This is a genomic window from Microbacterium sp. PAMC21962, assembly GCF_019443465.1.
Classification (GTDB): Bacteria; Actinomycetota; Actinomycetes; order Actinomycetales; family Microbacteriaceae; genus Microbacterium; species Microbacterium hominis.
On sequence record NZ_CP080381.1, the window covers coordinates 75,606 to 95,249 of the forward strand.

Below are 19,644 nucleotides of genomic sequence, written 5' to 3' on the forward strand. Positions count from 1 at the left end.
CCATCGTGCCGGCGCGCTCCGACACCGGCGGATGCCGCGGCGTCGGCGACGGGGCTGTGACCGCGCGCGCCGGTCGGGCTAGGCTCGGTGGGGATGACTGACACCCAGCTGGTCCCCGCCCTGCAGCTCGCGGGCCTCGTCAAGCGCTTCGGCGACAAGACCGCGGTCGCCGGTGTCGACCTCCTCGTCCCGCCGGGCTCGTTCTACGGACTCGTCGGTCCCAACGGCGCCGGGAAGACGACGACCCTGTCGATGGCGACGGGACTGCTGCGCCCCGATGCCGGGACGGCGTGGGTGCACGGCGTCGATGTGTGGGCCGATCCGGTGCGCGCCAAGGCGATGATCGGAAACCTCGCCGACGGCGTGCGTCTGTTCGACCGCCTGACGGGGGAGCAGCTGCTCACGTACACCGCGATGATGTTCTCGGTGCCCCGGGAGCAGATCGCCGGGCGCGTGTCCGACCTGATCGCGCTCATGGATCTCGGTGAGGCCGCCGGCACGATCGTCGCCGACTACTCGGCCGGCATGACCAAGAAGGTGGCGCTGGCCTGCGCGCTCGTGCACGCCCCGCGCCTGCTCGTGCTGGACGAGCCGTTCGAGTCGGTCGACCCGGTGTCGGCCGCCAACATCGAGGACGTCCTGCGCTCGTACACGTCCTCGGGCGGCACGATCATCGTCTCGAGCCACTCGATGGACCTCGTGCAGCGCATGTGCGACCACGTCGCGATCATCGCGACCGGCCGCGTCCTCGCCGCCGGCACGGTCGACGAGGTGCGCGCGGGCGAGAGCCTGCAGGACCGCTTCCTGTCGCTGGTCGGCGGCCGCCACACCTCGGAGGGCCCGCAGTGGTTGCGACAGTCCTGAGGCTGCGCTACCGCATCCTCGGCAACACGCTCGCCCGCCGGCCGTGGCAGCTCGTCGGCTTCTGCTTCGGCATCCTCTGGGCGCTCGGCATCCTGGGGTCGGTGATCACGGGCCTCGTCGCGATCGCGGTCTTCCAGAGCCTCGACGTCGCCCGCGCGGTGGCCGTGACCGGCGGCTCCGCGCTGCTGTTGGGCTGGGTGCTCGGCCCGGTGCTGGTCACCGGCATGGACACGACGGTGGATGCCGACAAGCTCGCGCCCTTCCCGCTCACCACCCGTCAGGTCATGCTCGCCCTCACTGCCACGGGGCTCACCGGCATCCCGGGCATCGCGACCTCCATCGCCGCGCTCGCGACGGTCGCGCTCTGGGTGCGCTGGCCCCTCGCGGCCCTCGTCGCGGTGCCGTGCCTCGCGCTCGCCGTGCTGACGTGCGTCGTGGCCTCGCGCCTCGTCTCCGCGCTGTCGACCGGGCTCGGCGGCAACCGGCGCGGCCGCGAGCTCGTCGGCACCGTCGTGCTGGTGCTGCTGATCATGTCCGGCCCGATCATCACGGGGACGCTGGCGCTGCTGGGCTCGGCGCGCGACCTCGGCGAGCAGGTGCGGCAGATCGCCGGCGTGCTCTCGTGGACCCCGATCGGGGCCACCTGGGCGGTCCCCGGCGACGTGGCGGCCGGTGCGTGGGGGAGCGCGGCGCTGAAGCTGCTGATCGCCCTCGCGACGCTCGGAGTGCTCTGGATGCTGTGGGCGCGTGCGCTGCACGGCGCGACGACGGCGCCGCGACAGCGCGCCGCCAAGGTCGCCCGCTCCGGTGCCCTGGGCCTGTTCGGTCGGATGCCGACCGGCGGCATCGGCGCGACCTGGGCCCGCTCCCTCACGGCGTGGCTGCGCGATCCCCGCTACCTGCGGCAGCTGCTGGTGGTGCCGCTGTTCCCGCTGCTGTTCGCCTTCACCGGCGGCATCGACGGCTTCATGTTCTCGTCGTCGGCGATCCTCGTCGCCTTCGTGCTCTGCCTCGCCGGCTACACCGACGTGTCCTACGACGGCACCGCGTTCGCCTCGGTGCTCGCGACCGGCATCCGCGGCCGCGACGACCGGCTCGGCCGGGCGCTCGGTGCGGCGAGCATCGGCATCCCGCTCGTGGTCCTCGTCGCGGTCGTCACCACCGCGGTCGGCGGTCGCTCGGCGGAGCTCCCCGCGATCCTCGGCGCCGCGCTCGGGCTGCTCCTCGGCGGGTACGGCGTCAGCGCGGTCTCGTCGGCGCTGATCGTCAGCCCCGTCGCCGCGCCCGGAGACAGCCCCTTCAAGAGCGTGCCGGGGCAGACCTTCCTCACGGGTCTGCTCGTCTTCGTCGTGATGGGGGCGTGCCTCGTGCTCGGTGCCCCGGCGATCGCGTTCGCCATCGCCGGCCTCGTCACGGGTGCACCGCTGTGGGGCTGGGTGGCGCTCGCCGTCGGCATCGGCGTCGGCGGGGGAGCGGCGGCGCTGGGCGTGTGGCTCGGCGGCCGCGCGCTCGATCGCAGCGGACCGGATCTGCTGCAGCGCATCAAGGCGTTCCCGACGACATGACCGAGATCCTCGTCCTCGGCGGCACCGGGTGGCTGTCGGGCCGGATCGCTCGGCGGTGGCGGGATGCCGGCGCCGCCGTGACCTGTCTCGCGCGCGGAGGCCGCCCCGTGCCGGACGGCACGCGGCTGGTCGTCGGCGACCGCGACTCCGCCTCCGCTTACGAGAGCCTCGCGGACCGCGAGTGGGACGAGGTCGTCGACATCTCCTCCACGGCCGCCCACGTGCGCGCGGCCGTCGACGCCCTGGGCGGTCGCGCCCGGCACTGGACCTACGTGTCGAGCGTGTCGGCGTACGCGGACGACGACGTGGTGGGCGCCGACGAGACCGCGCCGCTCGCGCCGCCCGCCGGACCGGGCGAGGAAGGCGACTACCGGCGGGAGAAGTCGGCCGCCGAGGCCGCGGTCCGCGCCGCGTGCGGCCACCGTGCCGCCGTGGTACGACCCGGGCTCATCGTCGGACCGGGCGATCCGACCGACCGCTTCGGCTACTGGGTCGCGCGATTCGCGGCCGCGGGAGCCGAGCCGGTGCTCGTGCCCGACGTGCCGGCGGCGCCGGTGCAGGTGATCGACGTCGACGACCTCGCGAGCTTCGTCGTCGCCCTGGGCGGTGCGCGGTTCACGGGCGCCGTCAACGCCGTCGGCGACGCCCTGCCGCTGGACACGGTGCTGGCGGCCGCCCGCGCGACGGCGGGACACACGGGGGAGGTGGTCGCGGCATCCCCCGACTGGCTGGTCGCCCAGGGGGTGGCCCACTGGGCGGGGGAGCGCTCGCTGCCGCTGTGGCTGCCGGAGGGCATGCCCGGGTTCGCGACGCGATCGAACGCGGTCTTCCGTCTGCTCGGCGGGCGGCTCACGCCGCTCGGCGCGACGCTGGAGCGTGTGCTCGCCGACGAGCGCGCCCGCGGACTCGATCGCCCGCGCCGGGCCGGCCTCACCCGCGCCGACGAGCGCGCGCTGCTCGCCGCCCGCGCGGGCGGCTGAAGCCGATTTGCGACGCACCCCGTCCGCGCGATACGGTCGCCGCATGCATCCGGCCGCTCCTCTCACCGTCACCACGGTGCGACGCGCGCGCCGACGCCAGGCCGGCCGCCGACTCTAGGCGACCCCGCGAGCTCCCTGTCGCCGTGACGGGTCGAGCCGCCGGTGTCGCCGTTTCGAGCCCACCGTCTGCAGACCACAGTCACAATAAGGTTGAACAATGACCCTTTCGGTCGCCGTCTCCGGCGCTTCCGGCTATGCGGGCGGCGAGATCCTGCGCCTGCTCGCCGCTCATCCCGACATCCGCATCACGACCGTCACCGCGCACAGCAACGCGGGCGACGCGCTCGTCCAACACCAGCCGCACCTGCGCTCCCTCGCACACCTGACGCTCCAGCCGACCACGCCCGACGTGCTCGCCGGCCATGACGTCGTCTTCCTCGCGCTCCCGCACGGCCAGTCCGGCCAGTACACCGACGCGCTCGCCGACACGCCCCTCGTGATCGATGCCGGCGCCGACCACCGGTTGACCTCCCCGGCGGCCTGGGACGCGTTCTACGGCGGCGCCTTCCACGAGCCGTGGACCTACGGCGTGCCCGAGCTCCTCGTCGGGCCCGGCGGCGCCAAGCAGCGCGACGCTCTCGTCGGCGCCTCGCGCATCGCGGCCCCCGGCTGCAACGCCTCGACCGTCGCCCTCAGCCTCGCCCCCGGTGTCGCCGCGGGCGTCATCGACCCGTCGGACATCGTCAGCGTCCTCGCCGTCGGCCCGTCCGGGGCCGGCAAGAGCCTGAAGACCACCCTGCTCGCGTCCGAGATCCTCGGCTCCGCCAACCCGTATGCCGTCGGCGGCACGCACCGCCACATTCCGGAGATCCAGCAGGCGCTCACCGCTGCGGCGCCCGCCGCCGCCGACGTGCGCATCTCGTTCACCCCGGTGCTGGTGCCGATGGCCCGCGGCATCCTGGCGACCTCCACGGCGCCGATCGTCGACGGGGTGACGGATGCCGAGATCCGCGCCGCGTGGGAGGACGCCTACGGGTCGGAGACGTTCGTGCAGCTCCTTCCCGAGGGACAGTTCCCCCGGACGGCGGACGTCCTCGGCGCCAACACGGCGCTCGTCGGACTCGCGATCGACCGCCCCGCCGGCCGCGTCGTCGTCGTGACAGCGGTCGACAACCTCGTCAAGGGCACCGCGGGTGCCGCCATCCAGTCGATGAACATCGCCCTCGGCCTTCCCGAGGCCACGGGCCTGACCGTGAACGGAGTGGCACCGTGAGCGTCACCGCCCCCGCAGGATTCGCCGCCGCCGGCGTCGTCGCCGGCCTCAAATCGACCGGCAAGCCCGACGTCGCCGTCGTCGTCAACCGCGGCCCGCTCAAGGTCGGTGCCGCCGTGTTCACGAGCAACCGCGCCAAGGCGAACCCGATCCTGTGGTCGCAGCAGGCCATCCAGGACGCGACGGTCGAGGCCGTCGTGCTGAACTCCGGCGGCGCCAACTGCTTCACCGGCGCGTTCGGCTTCCAGACGACGCACCAGACGGCCGAGAAGGCCGCAGAGCTGCTGGACGTGAGCCCCGGCGATGTGCTCGTCTGCTCCACCGGGCTGATCGGCACCGGCGACGAGGTCTTCCGCGCGAAGGTGCTCGCCGGCACCGAGGCGGCGATCGCGGCGCTGTCGGGCGACGGCGGCGACGACGCGGCGCGCGCGATCATGACCACCGACACCGTGCCCAAGACCAGCGTGTTCGAGGGGGACGGGTGGAGCATCGGCGCCATGGCGAAGGGCGCGGGCATGCTCGCCCCGGGCCTGGCGACGATGCTCGTCGTCCTCACGACCGATGCGGTGCTCGCCGCCGCCGACGCCGACGCGCACCTGCGTGCGGCGACGCGCGTGAGCTTCGACCGACTCGACTCGGACGGCTGCATGTCCACCAACGACCAGGTCACCCTCCTGGCCAGCGGCGCCAGCGGCGTGACGCCCGATGCCGCCGCCTTCCGCGCGGCGCTCATCGAGGTCTGCACGAGCCTCGCGGTCCAGCTGCAGGCGGACGCCGAGGGCGCGAGCCACGACATCACGATCCGGGTCGTGGGCGCGGCATCCGAGGACGACGCCGTCGAGGTCGGCCGCTCGGTCGCCCGCAACAACCTCTTCAAGGCCGCGATCTTCGGAAACGACCCCAACTGGGGCCGGGTCCTCGCCGCGATCGGCACGACGCAGGCGGCCTTCGACCCCTACCTGGTCGACGTGAGCTTCAACGGCGTGCGGCTGTGCAGCGCGGGTGCCCCCGACCGCCCGCGCGAGGAGGTCGACCTCACCCCGCGCGCGACGGACGTGCTCATCGACCTCAAAGCGGGAGAGGCTGCGGCGACCATCTTCACCAACGACCTGACGCACGACTACGTCCACGAGAACAGCGCGTACAGCTCATGACCGAGAAGATCCAGCACACGACGCCCGAGGAGGCCGCCGAGAAGGCCGCCGTCCTCATCGAGTCGCTGCCCTGGCTGCAGCGCTTCCGCGACCAGATCATCGTCATCAAGTACGGCGGCAACGCCATGGTCTCCGAGGAGCTGCAGGACGCGTTCGCGCAGGACATCGCCTACCTCCGTTTCGTGGGCGTGAAGCCCGTCGTCGTGCACGGCGGCGGTCCGCAGATCTCGCAGATGCTCGACCGCCTCGCGATCCCGAGCGAGTTCAAGGGCGGGTACCGGGTCACCTCCACCGAGGCGATGAGCGTCGTGCGGATGGTGCTCACCGGGCAGGTGAACCCGCAGCTGGTGGCGCGCATCAACGCCTACGGTCCGTTCGCGGCGGGGCTCTCGGGCGAGGATGCCGGACTGTTCCACGGCCGCCGCCGCGGTGTCGTGATCGACGGCACCGAGCACGACCTCGGCGCGGTCGGCGACGTCGTGCGCGTCGACCCGCAGCCGGTGCTCGACCAGCTCGCCGCCGGCCGCATCCCCGTGGTGTCCTCGATCGCGCCGGATCTCGACCACCCCGGGCAGTCGCTCAACGTCAACGCGGATGCCGCGGCCGCCGCCCTCGCCGTCGCGCTCGGTGCCGCGAAACTGGTCGTGCTGACCGACGTGGCGGGACTCTACGCCGACTGGCCGAATCGCGACTCGCTCGTCTCGCATCTGACGGCCGACGAGCTGCGCGCGATGCTGCCGCGCCTGGAGTCGGGGATGATCCCGAAGATGCAGGCGTGCCTCGACGCGGTCGACGGCGGCGTCGACACGGCGGCGATCATCGACGGACGCCAGCCCCATTCGGTGCTGGTGGAGATCTTCACGGAACAGGGAATCGGAACAGAGGTGGTGGCGCAGTGAGCGGCGTGCAGGAGCAGACGACGGCAGCGACGATGTGGCAGGAGGATGCCGGGCGCGATCTCGTCCGCAACGCCGGCGACCGGATGGCCCTCTTCGTCCGCGGTGAGGGCTCGTCGCTGTGGGACGCCGACGGCCGCCGCTACCTCGACTTCCTCGGCGGCATCGCCGTGACCTCGCTCGGTCACGCCCACCCCGTCTTCGTGGATGCCGTCGCGCGCCAGGCCGCGACCCTCTCGCACGTGTCGAACTTCTTCGCGACGCCGCCGCAGCTGGCGCTCGCCGCCGAGCTCAAGCGCCTCACCGGCGCGGGCGCCGCCGGACGCGTCTACTTCGCCAACTCGGGAGCCGAGGCGAACGAGGCGGCCTTCAAGCTCGCGCGCCTCCACGGAGCGGCGGGCGGGGCGGCGGACGGTGCGCGCGCGCCGCGCCCCCGCATCCTCGCGCTGAAGGACGCCTTCCACGGCCGCACGATGGGCACCCTCGCCCTCACCGGCAAGCCCTACATGCAGGCGCCGTTCCTGCCGATGGTCCCCGGCGTCGAGTTCCTCGACTCCACGGTGGAGGCCCTCGAGGCCGCGATGGGCGACGACGTCGCCGCGCTGTTCGTCGAGCCCATCAAGGGCGAGGCCGGGGTCGTCCCGCTGCCGGAGGGCTACCTCGCGGCGGCGCGGGAGATCACGGCGCGACACGGTGCGCTGCTGATCATCGACGAGATCCAGACCGGTGCCGGACGCACCGGAGCCTGGTTCGCGTTCCAGCACGAGGGGATCGTCCCCGACGCCATCACCGTCGCCAAGGGCATCGGCGGCGGCTTCCCGATCGGTGCGCTCATCACGTTCGGCGCGGCGAGCGACCTCTTCTACCCGGGCACGCACGGCTCGACCTTCGGGGGCAATCCGCTCGCGACCGCGACGTCGCTCGCCGTGCTCGGCGAGATCGAGCGTGCGGGCCTGGTCGAGAACGCGGCCGTCCGCGGCGTGCAGCTGCGCGCGGCGATCGAGTCCCTCGCCTCGCCGCTGATCGACGGATGCCGCGGACGCGGACTGCTGCTGGGCGTGGCCCTGCGCCACCCCGTCGCCGGCGCCGTCGTCGCGGCCGCCCAGCAGCACGGGCTCATCGTCAACGCCGCCAACGACAGCACCGTGCGCATCGCGCCGGCTCTCACCATCGGCGACGTGGAGATCGACGAGTTCGTCGACCTCTTCGCGCGCGCCCTCAGCACCGTCGCCGACGCTCTCGTGCTCGACGACACCGAAACCCCCACCTCGACCCCGGAGGCCTCCGCATGACCCGCCATCTGCTCCGCGACGACGACCTCAGCCCGGCCGAGCAGGCCGAGATCCTCGACCTCGCGGTCTCGCTCAAGAAGGACCGCTGGAAGCTGAAGCCCCTCGAGGGGCCGCAGACCGTCGCGGTCATCTTCGACAAAAGCTCCACCCGCACGCGCGTCTCGTTCGCGGTCGGCATCGCCGACCTCGGCGGCTCGCCGCTGGTGATCTCGACGGCGAACAGCCAGCTCGGCGGCAAGGAGACCCCCTCCGACACCGCGCGCGTGCTGGAGCGGCAGGTCGCCGCGATCGTCTGGCGCACCTACGCGCAGGCGGGGCTCGAGGAGATGGCGCGCGGCACCACCGTGCCGGTCATCAACGCGCTCAGCGACGACTTCCACCCCTGTCAGCTGCTCGCCGACCTGCTGACGATCCGCGAGCACAAGGGCGAGCTGAAGGGGCTGACGCTCACGTTCTTCGGTGACGGCACCTCCAACATGGGCCACTCCTACGTGCTGGCGGGCGTGACGGCGGGGATGCACGTGCGCGTCGCCTCGCCCGCCGCCTACGCCCCGCGTGCCGATGTCGTCGCCGACGCCGACCGCATCGCGGCGACCACCGGCGGCTCGGTCACCCTCTTCACCGACCCCGAGGCCGCGGCCGCGGGAGCGGACGTCGTCGTCACCGACACCTGGGTGTCGATGGGCAAGGAGGAGGAGAAGATCCAGCGCGTCCACGACCTCGGCGGCTACAAGGTGACGCAGCACACGATGTCGCTGGCCGATCCCGCGGCGATCTTCATCCACTGCCTGCCCGCAGATCGCGGCTACGAGGTGGATGCCGACGTGATCGACGGCCCACAGAGCGTCGTCTGGGACGAGGCCGAGAACCGCCTGCACGCCCAGAAGGCCCTGCTGGTCTGGCTGCTGCGTCAGCAGTGACCGGGGCGCGCGGCGAAGACCCGAGACGATGACGACCGCCCCCGCGCACCGGGACCGCCGCCTGGGCGGGTCCGGGCGCCTGGCGGGAGTCGATCTCGCGCGCGGCCTGGCGGTGCTCGGCATGTTCGCCGCCCATCTGCTGGTCATCGACGCGTTCGACCCCTGGCAGCCGTCGACGTGGGTCGATGTCGTCAACGGGCGCTCGTCGATCCTGTTCGCGACCGTCGCGGGCATCTCGATCGCCTTGATGACGGCGACCCCGGGCACGGCCGGCACGCGTCCGGCATCCGGTGCCGCGCTCTCGGTGGCACGGCGCCGCCTCGCGGTGCGCGCCGCGATCATCTGGGCCATCGGCATGCTCCTGAACGCGACCGGGGTCCCCGTCTACGTGATCCTGCAGGCCTACGGCATCCTGTTCCTGCTGGCGCTGCCGCTGGTGGGCCTGTCGGCGCGGACGCTGTGGACGATCGCGGCCGCCATCGCGCTGGTCGCGCCGTGGCTGCTGCCGGTGCTCGACGGCGCGCTGGCCGCGGCCGGTCCGGTCGGCGGCGACCTCGTGCTGCTGCTCGGCTGGCACTACCCGTTCCCGCTCTGGGCCGCGTTCATGATCGCGGGCATCGCGGCGGCGCGGTCCGACCTGCGCGCCACCCGCACGGTCGTGGCCCTCGTCGCGGTCGGGGTCTGCTGCGCGGTCGCGGCGGGCGCGGCATCCGCCGTGACGTCGTTCCCGCCCGATTCGTACCTCGGGCTCGTGCTCTCCGACGCGGCGCACTCCGGAGGGCTCCTCGAAGCCGTCGGGTCGGGCGGCTTCGCGCTCGCCGTGATCGGGCTCTGCCTGCTCGTCTGCCGTCTGCCGGTCGCGTCGTCCGTTCTGCTGCCGATCCGTGCGGTCGGCTCGATGCCCCTGACGGCATACGTGGGGCAGATCCTCGTCTGGGCGGCGTGGGCATCCCTTGCGCTCGGCGATGTCGGGGACCTCTCGGGTTTCCGTGCCCTCCAGCCGTTCTGGCCGTTCGTCGTCGTCACCGTCGTGTTCTGCACCGCGTGGGCGCTGCTGCTCGGCCGCGGCCCGCTGGAGCGCGCCCTCGCGCTGGCGACGCGTCTCGCGGTCCCCGCCTGAGCGTTCATCCGTCCCCTCACGTCGCTTCGGATGCCGCGACACGACCACTCGGGTCGGACGAACCCGCTCCGCGCCGCAGGGCGTCGCGGATGCGCGCGTACGCAGGATCTTCCGCCGCATCCGGCTGCTCTCGTGCGCCGTCGGCGACGCATCGTCGGCGTCGCGATCCTCCGCGGAGCGGCGCATCCGCACGCCGCGGAACGGAGCGTCCAGATCCCGTGCGCAGGCGCCGCACCGTGACCCCGGCATCCCGGGCGGCGCGCACCGCGAAGGCGTCCGGCAGGGTCTGCGGCAACGGCGACGGCTCGCGGCTCATGCCTGCGAGCGTGCCCGCCCACCCCCCCCGCGCCCTCCCTCTCCTTCCTCCTCCGTGGACGCCATCCGCCGCACTGGCGCGGGGGAGGAGGCGGCGCCGCTCGCTCATCCGTCCCGTGTGGTCGTCTCGGATGCCGGGACGCGACCACACGGGACGGATGAAGAGGTGCGGCGGGCGGCGACGCGGCGCTCGGTAGGCTGGTGCGGTGAGCGAAACGACACCGCACGGCACGAACGACGGCGCCCTCTGGGGGGCGCGCTTCGCCTCCGGACCCTCGCCGGAGCTGGCGGCGCTCAGCCGCTCGACCCACTTCGACTGGGTGCTCGCGCCCTACGACCTCGCCGGCTCGCACGCGCACGCCGCTGCGCTCGCCGCGGCGGGCTACCTGACGGGCGACGAGGAGGCCCGCATGCACGCCGGTCTCGACGCCCTCGCCGCCGCCGTGCAGGACGGCACCCTGGTCGCGCAGCCCGGCGACGAGGACGTCCACGGCGCCCTCGAGGCCGCGCTCATCGCGGAGATCGGCCCCGCGCTCGGCGGCAAGCTGCGCGCCGGTCGCAGCCGCAACGACCAGATCGCGACGCTGGTGCGGCTCTATCTGCTCGACCACGCGCGCGTCATCGCCCGCGATCTGCTGCGCGTGATCGACGCGATCGTCGCGCAGGCGGACGCGCACCCCGACGCGATCATGCCCGGTCGCACGCACCTGCAGCACGCGCAGCCGATCCTGCTCGCGCACCACCTGCAGGCCCACGGCTGGCCGCTCGTGCGCGACCTCGAGCGCCTGCGCGACTGGTCGGCGCGTGCCGCCGTCTCGCCCTACGGCGGGGGAGCGCTCGCCGGCGCGACGCTCGGTCTCGACCCGCAGCTGGTGGCCGATCGGCTGGGGCTCGACCGGCCCGCCGAGAACTCCCTCGACGGCACGAGCGCGCGCGACGTCGTCGCCGAGTTCGCCTTCATCGCCGCGATGATCGCGGTCGACATCTCGCGTTTCGCCGAGGACGTTATCATCTGGAACACCCGCGAGTTCGGTTTCGTCACCCTCGACGACGGCTACTCCACGGGCTCGAGCATCATGCCGCAGAAGAAGAACCCCGACATCGCCGAGCTCGCGCGCGGCAAAGCGGGCCGGCTCATCGGCAACCTGTCCGGACTGCTCGCGACGCTGAAGGCGCTGCCGCTGGCCTACAACCGCGATCTGCAGGAGGACAAGGAGCCCGTCTTCGATTCGGTGCTCACGCTGGAGACCGTGCTCCCCGCCTTCGCCGGGATGATCGCCACGCTGCGCTTCGACACGGAGCGGATGGCGGCGCTTGCGCCGGCCGGCTTCTCCCTCGCCACGGATGTCGCGGAGTGGCTCGTGAAGCAGGGCGTGCCGTTCCGCGACGCCCACGAGATCTCCGGCGCCCTCGTGCGGGCGTGCGAAGACCGGGGCATCGGCCTCGAGGATGCCGACGACGCGCTCCTCGCCGAGGTGTCGCCGCAGCTGACACCGGCGGTGCGGCAGGTGCTCTCGATCGAAGGGTCGGTCTCCAGCCGGACGGGGGCCGGCGGCACCGCCGGGGTGCGGGTGGCGGAGCAGCGCGCCGAGCTCGTGGCGCGGGCGCAGAGCGCGGCGCATACGCTGATCGATCCGAAATAACAGCCAGAGCCTGATAATTCAGGAATATCAGCTATATGCTGGTCGCATGAGCGTCGCCGTCATCGCCGACATCGTCGGATCGCGCACCCTCCCCGATCGGGCGGGTGCGCAACGCGCGCTCGAAGACGCCGTGGCGCGGGTCGAGGAGGATCTCCCGCTCGCCGAGCGCGCCCTGCGTCCCACGGTCGGCGACGAGCTGCAGGGCGTCTATCCGTCGTTGGAGGCCGCGATGTCCGCCCTGCTCATGCTCCGGCTGGCCCTGCCGGACGGCATCGACTGCCGGTTCGGCATCGGCGTCGGCGCGCTCGGCGAGGTCCCCTCCCGCGTCGGCGCGCTCGCCGAAGGCCCCGGCTGGTGGGCGGCGCGGGAGGCGATCGACGTCATCCACGCGAAGCAGGCGCGGACGATCCCCGGCGCGCGCACGTGGATCGCCGCCGCCGCGGATGCCGCCGACCCCGGCATCCGGGTCGCGAACGCCTACCTCCTGGCCCGCGATCGCATCGTCAGCGAGATGACCGCGCGCGCCCGGCGCCTGACCTACGGCCGGCTGCGCGGAGCGACGCAGGCCGAGCTCGCATCGACCGAGGGGATCACCCAGTCGGCCGTCTCGCAGGCCCTCGGCTCCGCGGGCGCCGCGGCGCTGATCGAGGGGTTCCGCCAGCTGATCGAGGCCGCGGACGTCGAACCGGGCAGCTGAGTCACCAGATCGCGAGCCACACGACGCCGGCCACGGCGCACGCCCAGAGCAGGCTCGCCAGCGTGCCGACGATGAACCGCTCGCGCGCGGCGGGGGTCGCGAGCTCGGTGAAGCGGCCGACGCCCTTCACCGCGACGACCACCGCGACCGCGCCGGGAAAGCCCGCCACGATCCCGAGGGCGGTGCACGCGCGCTCGAGGTAGCCGATCGTCGTGCCGCCGCGGAGGATCTCCTCCTCGCGCGGAGGGCCGCCCGCGCTCTCGGCCATCATCTCGACGAGGATGCCGCCGCGCGGCCCCACCGAGGTGCGTCCGCCGTCCGCGATCCCCAGCACCCAGCGGGTGAACGGGTCGCCGCCGACCACCGCGAGCGCGACGCCGGGAAGGGCCAGCAGCACGCCGAAGACGACCGGGACCGTGAACGGGAGGATGCTGAGGACGACCAGGGCCACCGCCACGATCGCCGCCGCGGCCGCCAGCATCGCGCCGCGTGGGCGGCGGAGGGAGAGCGTGACGAGCACGAGGGCGGCGCAGAGTGCGGCGAAGACGGCGATCACGACGATCGTCGTGACGATCGCGTCGGTCTGCGGGTCCATGCCCGTCAGTCTCGCACGCGCCTCCGACCCGGCGGCGTCGGCGGGCCCGGGCCCCGGCATCCGGCGCTGATAGCCTGGGTCGCGTGTCTGAAACCGCCTTCGTGAGTGCCTCCGCGCCCGCGCGCGCACTGGCCCCCGCCAACGATCCGTCGTTCGAGAACGTCTGGGACGAGATCGTCTGGCGCGGACTCGTGCACGTGTCCACCGACCAGACCGCTCTGCGCGATCTGCTGGGCGGCGAGCCGATCACGTATTACTGCGGTTTCGACCCGACGGCGCCCAGCCTGCACCTCGGCAACCTCGTGCAGCTGCTGCTCATGCGCCGTCTGCAGCTCGCCGGGCACCGCCCCCTGGGCCTCGTCGGAGGCTCGACCGGACTGATCGGCGACCCGCGCCCGACCGCCGAGCGCACCCTCAACACCAAGGACACGGTCGCCGAGTGGGTCGCCGCGCTGCGCGCGCAGGTCGAGCGGTTCCTCAGCTTCGAGGGCGACAACGCCGCGCGCATGGTGAACAACCTCGACTGGACCGCGCCGATGAGCGCGATCGACTTCCTCCGCGAGATCGGCAAGCACTACCGCGTCGGCACGATGCTCAAGAAGGATGCCGTCGCGGCCCGCCTGAACTCCGAAGCCGGCATCAGCTACACCGAGTTCAGCTACCAGATCCTGCAGGGGATGGACTACCTCGAGCTGCACCGCCAGTACGGGTGCGTGCTGCAGACCGGCGGATCCGACCAGTGGGGCAACCTCACGAGCGGCGCCGACCTCATCCACCGCGTCGAGGGCACCTCCGTGCACGCGATCGGCACCCCGCTGATCACGAACAGCGACGGCACGAAGTTCGGCAAGAGCGAGGGCAACGCCATCTGGCTGGATGCCGCGATGTGCAGCCCGTACCGCATGTACCAGTTCTGGTTGAACACCGACGATGCGGATGTCGTCGAGCGCCTCAAGATCTTCACGTTCCTCACCCGCGCCGAGATCGAGCAGTACGCCGAGCTCGTCGCGGCGGAGCCGTTCCGTCGCGCGGCGCAGAAGCGTCTCGCCCTCGAGGTGACCACGACGGTGCACGGCCCGGAGGCCGCGGCCGCCGTGATCGCGGCATCCGAGGCGCTGTTCGGAGCGGGGGATCTGTCCGCGCTCGACGCGGCGACGCTGCGCACCGCGCTGGAGGAGCTGCCGCACGCCGCCATCGCCGCCGGGACGACGGTCGTGCAGGCGCTCGTGGAGACGGGCCTGTGCACGAGCCTCAGCGAGGCGCGCCGTTCCATCGCCCAGGGCGGGGTCAGCCTCGACGGGGTCAAGATCGACGACGAGTCCACGGCGATCACGGGCACGCTGCCGGGTGGAGTCGCGGTGCTGCGCCGCGGCAAGAAGACCCTCGCCGGGCTCTTCGTCGCGCCCGCGGTCTGATCCGGTTCGCCACCGAACGCCGGGAGTCGCATGCCGTTCACCGTCTCGCACGCCGTGGTGGCGCTGCCGTTCGTGCGCACGCCGCTGCTGCCCGCGGCGATCGCGATCGGGGCGATGACGCCCGACCTCCCGCTGTTCGTCCGCGGGACGCCGGTGTCGTACCAGCTGACGCACACGAACCTCGCCGTGTCCACCCTCATCGCCGCCGGACTGACCGTGCTGTGGTACCTCCTGCTGCGTCCCGCCGTCCGGGCGCTGTCGCCGACCTGGCTCGCCGCGCGGCTGCCGGTGGAGTGGGACCGTGTCGGCATCCCCACGTGGTGGAGCCGCCGGCCCGCGTGGGCCTCGGCACTGCTGGCCGCGCTCTCGCTGCTGCTGGGCGTCGCCTCCCACATCGCGTGGGACGCGTTCACGCACGAGGGGCGATGGGGGACGACTCTGTTCCCCGCCCTCGACGAGCGCTGGGGGCCTCTGCTCGGCCTCAAGTGGCTGCAGTACGGCTCGAGCGCGTTCGGTCTGATCGTGCTGGCCGTGGCCGCGTTCCTGTGGCTGCGCCGTCGTCCGCCGTCCACCCCGGCCACCGGCATCCCCGCGGCCGTCCGCTGGTCGTGGTGGCTGTCGCTGCCGCTCGTCCTGGTGTGCGCCTGGGCGATCGGCGTCGTCGTCCACGGTCCGTTCACGTCCGCGTGGACCGTGCAGCACCTGGCCTACCGGGTGCTGCCGCCGGCGTGCGCCGTGTGGGGCGCCGCGACGCTCGTCCTGTGCATCGCCATCGCGGTGCGCCGGCGCCGTGCGGCGTGACGGCGAGCCCGCGACCGCGGTAATGTGAACGTGCACATCGAAGGCGAGGGCACCGTGTCGGCTGGCGAGGAGAAGGCGCGTAGCGCGAGCATCCGCGACGTCGCGCGTGCCGCCGACGTGTCGTACCAGACCGTCTCCAGAGTGCTCAACGGGCACCCCTCGATCCGGCCGGAGACCAAGCAGCGCGTGCTCGACGCGATGGCCGATCTGAAGTACCGGCCCAACCAGGCCGCGCGCGCCCTCGTCACGAGCCGATCGCAGACGCTGGGCGTCGTGCTGGGCTCGCGCGGGGAGTACGGCCCGTCGTCGAGTCTCGCCGCGCTCGAGGATGCGGCCCGCGAACGCGGCTACTGGGTGAACTCCGCCTATCTGCGCGACACGCGTCCGGAGACCATCGCCGCCGCCGTCGAGCACCTGCGACGCCAATCGGTCGAGGGCATCATCGTGCACGCGCCGCAAGTGCGGGTGTTCGACGTGCTCGCCGAGCTCGACGTGGACATCCCCTACCTCGGACTGCACAGCGCCGAGCGCGGGATCGCCGAGCTCGCCGACGACCAGGTGCGGGGGGCCCGCCTCGCGACCGAGCACCTCATCGGCCTCGGCCATGCCGAGATCGTGCATCTGGCCGGCCCTCAGGACTGGATCGAGGCGGAGAGCCGGATGCAGGGCTACCTGCACGCGCTCTCCGACGCCGATCTGCCGACGCGACCTCCCATCCTCGGCGACTGGACGGCGGACTTCGGCTATCACGCCGCCGTGGAGCTGTCGCGGCGGCTCGACTTCACCGCCGTCTTCGCGGCGAACGACGCCATGGCGCTGGGCATGATCCACGGCTTCCGCGACGTGGGCGTCGACGTTCCGCGTCAGGTGAGCGTCGTGGGCTTCGACGACATCCCGCTCGCCGCCCACGGGTGGCCGCCGCTCACGACGGTGCACCAGCAGTTCGCGGGGCTGGGGGAGCGCGCCATGATCGCGCTGCTGCGCGCGATCGGCGCGCCGGACGTCGCGGTGGATGCCGTTGACGGCATGAATCTGGAGCCGTCCCTCGTCGTCCGCGAGTCGTGCGCGGCGCCGATCTCCGCCCGAAGATGACGCTTCGATAACGGCGGATTCGGGCGATTGACAACGTCGCTCGGAGGGTGCACGATGTTCAAGCGATGTGAACGGTCACATTGACGCTCGATCAAAGAAGAACGACAACCGACGACGAGGAGGTCGCGCACGATGGCGGATGCAGTGCCGATCCTGGAGATGCGCTCCATCACGAAGGAGTTCCCGGGGGTGAAGGCCCTCAGCGACGTCTCGATCACGGTCGCGGCCGGCGAGGTCCACGCGATCTGCGGCGAGAACGGCGCGGGCAAGTCGACGCTCATGAAGGTGCTCTCGGGGGTCTACCCCTACGGCACCTACAGCGGCGACATCTGGTACCGCGGGGAGGTCGTGCAGTTCCGCGACATCCGTGCCAGCGAGAACGCCGGCATCGCGATCATCCATCAGGAGCTCGCGCTGATCCCCGAGCTGTCGATCACGGAGAACATCTTCCTGGGCAACGAGATCGGCCGCGGCGGCGTCATCGACTGGGCCCAGGCGCGGCTGCGCGCCGTGGACCTGCTCGCCCGCGTCGGCTTGCGCGACGACCCCGACACGCAGATCAAGCACCTCGGCGTCGGCAAGCAGCAGCTCGTCGAGATCGCGAAGGCCCTCGCCAAGGACGTCAAGCTCCTGATCCTGGACGAGCCGACGGCGGCCCTGAACGAGGACGACTCCCAGCACCTGCTGGATCTGATCCTCTCCCTCAAGGGGAAGGGCATCACCTCGATCATCATCAGCCACAAGCTCAACGAGATCGAGCAGATCGCCGACTCGATCACCATCATCCGCGACGGGCGCACGATCGAGACCCTGGACGTCGCCTCCGGCACCGTCGACGAGGACCGCATCATCCGCGGGATGGTGGGGCGCTCGCTGGAGAGCCGCTTCCCCGACCGCACGCCCCACATCGGCGAGGTGTTCTTCGAGGTGCGCGACTGGACGGTGCGCCACCCGCAGATCCCCGAGCGGCTGGTCGCCAAGCACTCGAACCTCCACGTCCGCCGCGGCGAGATCGTCGGCATCGCGGGCCTCATGGGCGCCGGCCGCACCGAGCTCGCGATGAGCCTGTTCGGCCGCTCGTACGGCGTGTACGAGTCGGGCCAGATCCTCATCGACGGCAAGGAGGTCGTGATCAAGGACGTGCAGTCCGCGATCGATCACGGCATGGCCTACGTGAGCGAGGACCGGAAGGTCCTCGGGCTGAACCTCCTCGACACGATCAAGCGCTCCATCGTCGCGGCGAAGCTGTCCAAGATCGCGCGCAACGGCGTCATCGACCCGTACGCCGAGAACGACATCGCCGACGACTACCGCAAGAAGCTCAGGATCAAGACCCCGAGCGTCGACGTCGGCGTCTCGAAGCTGTCCGGCGGCAACCAGCAGAAGGTCGTGCTGGCGAAGTGGATGTTCACCGACCCGGAGCTGCTCATCCTCGACGAGCCGACACGCGGCATCGACGTCGGGGCCAAGTACGAGATCTACACGATCGTCCAGCAGCTGGCCGCACAGGGCAAGGGCGTGATCCTCATCTCCAGCGAGCTGCCCGAGCTGCTCGGCATCTCCGACCGCATCTACACGATCTTCGAGGGCCAGATCACGGATGATCTGCCCGTCGCCGAAGCAACCCCCGAGAACCTCATGCGCAGCATGACCTCCGCACGACAGAAGGCACAACGATGAGCACCGAGACGGTACCCACCAAGAGCTCAGGCGGTTTCTCCGACCTGAAGAAGATGTTCGGGGGGAGCACGTCCTCCCTCCGACAGTTCGGCATCCTGGCGTCGCTGATCGCCATCATCCTGATCTTCCAGATCTGGACCGGCGGCACGACCCTCTCGCCGCAGAACCTCATCAACGTCGTCAGCCAGCAGTCCTACATCCTGATCCTCGCGATCGGCATGGTGATGGTCATCATCATGGGCCACATCGACCTGTCGGTCGGCTCGGTCGCCGCCTTCGTCGGGATCATCGTCGCCAAGTCGATGAACGAGTGGAACACCCCGTGGCCGCTCGCCATCGCGATCGGCCTCGTCGTCGGCGCGCTCGTCGGCGCCTGGCAGGGGTTCTGGGTGGCGTACGTGGGCGTGCCCGCCTTCATCGTGACCCTCGCCGGCATGCTCATCTTCCGCGGCGGCAACCAGTGGATCGGGCAGTCGACGACGACCCCCGTGCCGCCGGAGTACAGCTACATCGGCTCGGGCTACCTCCCGGAGCTGCCCATCGCGGTCGACTTCAACGTGCTCACGATGCTCCTGGGGCTCATCGGCGTGGCCTGGATCGTCTACAACGAGTGGCGCCTGCGCCGCCAGCAGGCCAAGATCGGCGCCGAGTCCGCCCCCGTGTGGGTGTCGGTGGTCAAGGTGGTCATCCTCTCCGCCGCGATCCTCTGGGCCGCGTGGCTGTTCGCGACCGGCCGCCCCGGCACGAGCTTCCCGATCTCGGGCGTCATCCTGCTGGTGCTCGTGGTCATCTACTCCTTCGTCACCAACCGCACCGTGTTCGGCCGCCACATCTACGCCGTCGGCGGCAACCGCCTCGCGGCCGCGCTGTCGGGCGTGAAGGACCGTCGCGTCGACTTCTTCGTGATGATGAACATGTCGGTGCTCGCGGCGATCGCCGGGATGATCTACGTCGGTCGCGCCACGGCATCCGGCCCCCAGGACGGCAACGGCTGGGAGCTGGACGCGATCGCGGCCGTCTTCATCGGCGGCGCCGCGGTGTCGGGCGGCATCGGCACGGTGATCGGCTCGATCATCGGCGGCCTGGTCATGGCCTTCCTCAACAACGGGCTCCAGCTCATCGGCGCCGGCGCCGACTCGGTGTCGATCACGAAGGGCCTCGTCCTTCTGCTCGCCGTCGCCGTCGACGTCATCAGCAAGCGTCGCGGCGGCCCGTCCATCATCGGTCTGCTCATGCGCCGTCGCGACCGGAGCACCGAGCTGATCACAGACGTCCCCGCCGTCATACCGACGTCGGGCACGAACGAGTCGAGCCAGCCGGCCGACCTCCCCAAGGTGTAGGT

18 protein-coding genes are annotated in these 19,644 nt (G+C 71.9%); 16 read left to right on the forward strand and 2 right to left on the reverse strand.

Translation table 11 applies throughout. The features are described from left to right. Positions 1-93 precede the first annotated feature (93 nt). From KY498_RS00350 to KY498_RS00390, 9 genes are all read left to right on the forward strand, one after another. On the forward strand, positions 94-864 hold the full coding sequence (locus tag KY498_RS00350) for an ABC transporter ATP-binding protein (RefSeq protein ID WP_060959514.1): 771 nt from the start codon (positions 94-96) through the stop codon (positions 862-864). After that, the gene (locus KY498_RS00355; protein ID WP_191008763.1) at positions 846-2,429 is read left to right on the forward strand and encodes a hypothetical protein; all 1,584 of its coding nucleotides are present in this window, start codon (positions 846-848) and stop codon (positions 2,427-2,429) included. Before KY498_RS00350 ends, KY498_RS00355 begins: the two co-directional genes overlap by 19 nt. Next, positions 2,426-3,409, forward strand: coding sequence for an NAD-dependent epimerase/dehydratase family protein (locus tag KY498_RS00360; protein WP_191008762.1), 984 nt, complete (start codon positions 2,426-2,428; stop codon positions 3,407-3,409). The genes KY498_RS00355 and KY498_RS00360 overlap by 4 nt, the downstream gene beginning before the upstream one ends. Before the next feature lie 217 nt (positions 3,410-3,626). Continuing rightward, positions 3,627-4,682 (forward strand): N-acetyl-gamma-glutamyl-phosphate reductase, encoded by a 1,056-nt coding sequence (gene argC / locus KY498_RS00365; protein WP_191008761.1) that lies wholly within the window; start codon positions 3,627-3,629, stop codon positions 4,680-4,682. Further along, positions 4,679-5,836: a bifunctional glutamate N-acetyltransferase/amino-acid acetyltransferase ArgJ gene (argJ, locus tag KY498_RS00370; RefSeq protein WP_191008760.1), complete on the forward strand. Its 1,158-nt coding sequence runs from the start codon at positions 4,679-4,681 to the stop codon at positions 5,834-5,836. The genes argC and argJ overlap by 4 nt, the downstream gene beginning before the upstream one ends. Continuing rightward, a complete protein-coding gene (gene argB, locus KY498_RS00375) occupies positions 5,833-6,735 on the forward strand; it encodes an acetylglutamate kinase (RefSeq protein ID WP_061782147.1) in 903 nt (300 codons plus the stop codon). The genes argJ and argB overlap by 4 nt, the downstream gene beginning before the upstream one ends. A gap of 32 nt (positions 6,736-6,767) precedes the next feature. Beyond that, positions 6,768-8,024 (forward strand): acetylornithine transaminase, encoded by a 1,257-nt coding sequence (locus tag KY498_RS00380; RefSeq protein ID WP_191009556.1) that lies wholly within the window; start codon positions 6,768-6,770, stop codon positions 8,022-8,024. Further along, positions 8,021-8,944: an ornithine carbamoyltransferase gene (argF, locus tag KY498_RS00385; protein WP_191008759.1), complete on the forward strand. Its 924-nt coding sequence runs from the start codon at positions 8,021-8,023 to the stop codon at positions 8,942-8,944. The genes KY498_RS00380 and argF overlap by 4 nt, the downstream gene beginning before the upstream one ends. A gap of 28 nt (positions 8,945-8,972) precedes the next feature. Then, on the forward strand, positions 8,973-10,064 hold the full coding sequence (locus KY498_RS00390; protein WP_191008758.1) for a DUF418 domain-containing protein: 1,092 nt from the start codon (positions 8,973-8,975) through the stop codon (positions 10,062-10,064). 16 nt (positions 10,065-10,080) lie between these two features. Here the strand turns inward: KY498_RS00390 and KY498_RS00395 are convergent, their stop codons facing one another. Continuing rightward, a complete protein-coding gene (locus KY498_RS00395; protein ID WP_191008757.1) occupies positions 10,081-10,380 on the reverse strand; it encodes a hypothetical protein in 300 nt (99 codons plus the stop codon). Positions 10,381-10,585: 205 nt separating this feature from the next. On the opposite strand from KY498_RS00395, the gene argH reads away from it, so the two are divergent. After that, positions 10,586-12,022, forward strand: coding sequence for an argininosuccinate lyase (gene argH / locus KY498_RS00400; RefSeq protein ID WP_101306545.1), 1,437 nt, complete (start codon positions 10,586-10,588; stop codon positions 12,020-12,022). A gap of 46 nt (positions 12,023-12,068) precedes the next feature. Beyond that, positions 12,069-12,719, forward strand: coding sequence for a SatD family protein (locus KY498_RS00405; protein ID WP_191008756.1), 651 nt, complete (start codon positions 12,069-12,071; stop codon positions 12,717-12,719). A 1-nt stretch (position 12,720) separates the two neighbouring features. Here the strand turns inward: KY498_RS00405 and KY498_RS00410 are convergent, their stop codons facing one another. Beyond that, entirely contained in the window at positions 12,721-13,314 is a 594-nt protein-coding gene (locus KY498_RS00410) for a hypothetical protein (protein ID WP_060959524.1), read from the reverse strand. An 83-nt stretch (positions 13,315-13,397) separates the two neighbouring features. Here KY498_RS00410 and tyrS point away from each other — a divergent pair, with 83 nt between their 5' ends. The 5 genes from tyrS to mmsB all read left to right on the forward strand — a co-directional run bounded on the left by tyrS (position 13,398) and on the right by mmsB (position 19,642). After that, positions 13,398-14,729: a tyrosine--tRNA ligase gene (tyrS, locus tag KY498_RS00415; protein ID WP_060959525.1), complete on the forward strand. Its 1,332-nt coding sequence runs from the start codon at positions 13,398-13,400 to the stop codon at positions 14,727-14,729. Positions 14,730-14,759: 30 nt separating this feature from the next. Further along, on the forward strand, positions 14,760-15,530 hold the full coding sequence (locus tag KY498_RS00420; RefSeq protein ID WP_191008755.1) for a DUF4184 family protein: 771 nt from the start codon (positions 14,760-14,762) through the stop codon (positions 15,528-15,530). Positions 15,531-15,554: 24 nt separating this feature from the next. Next, on the forward strand, positions 15,555-16,622 hold the full coding sequence (locus KY498_RS00425; protein ID WP_191008754.1) for a LacI family DNA-binding transcriptional regulator: 1,068 nt from the start codon (positions 15,555-15,557) through the stop codon (positions 16,620-16,622). A gap of 132 nt (positions 16,623-16,754) precedes the next feature. Beyond that, positions 16,755-18,302, forward strand: a complete 1,548-nt coding sequence (gene mmsA / locus KY498_RS00430) for a multiple monosaccharide ABC transporter ATP-binding protein (RefSeq protein ID WP_061782150.1) — start codon at positions 16,755-16,757, stop codon at positions 18,300-18,302. Beyond that, the gene (gene mmsB, locus KY498_RS00435) at positions 18,299-19,642 is read left to right on the forward strand and encodes a multiple monosaccharide ABC transporter permease (RefSeq protein WP_060959529.1); all 1,344 of its coding nucleotides are present in this window, start codon (positions 18,299-18,301) and stop codon (positions 19,640-19,642) included. The genes mmsA and mmsB overlap by 4 nt, the downstream gene beginning before the upstream one ends. Positions 19,643-19,644: the final 2 nt, after the last annotated feature.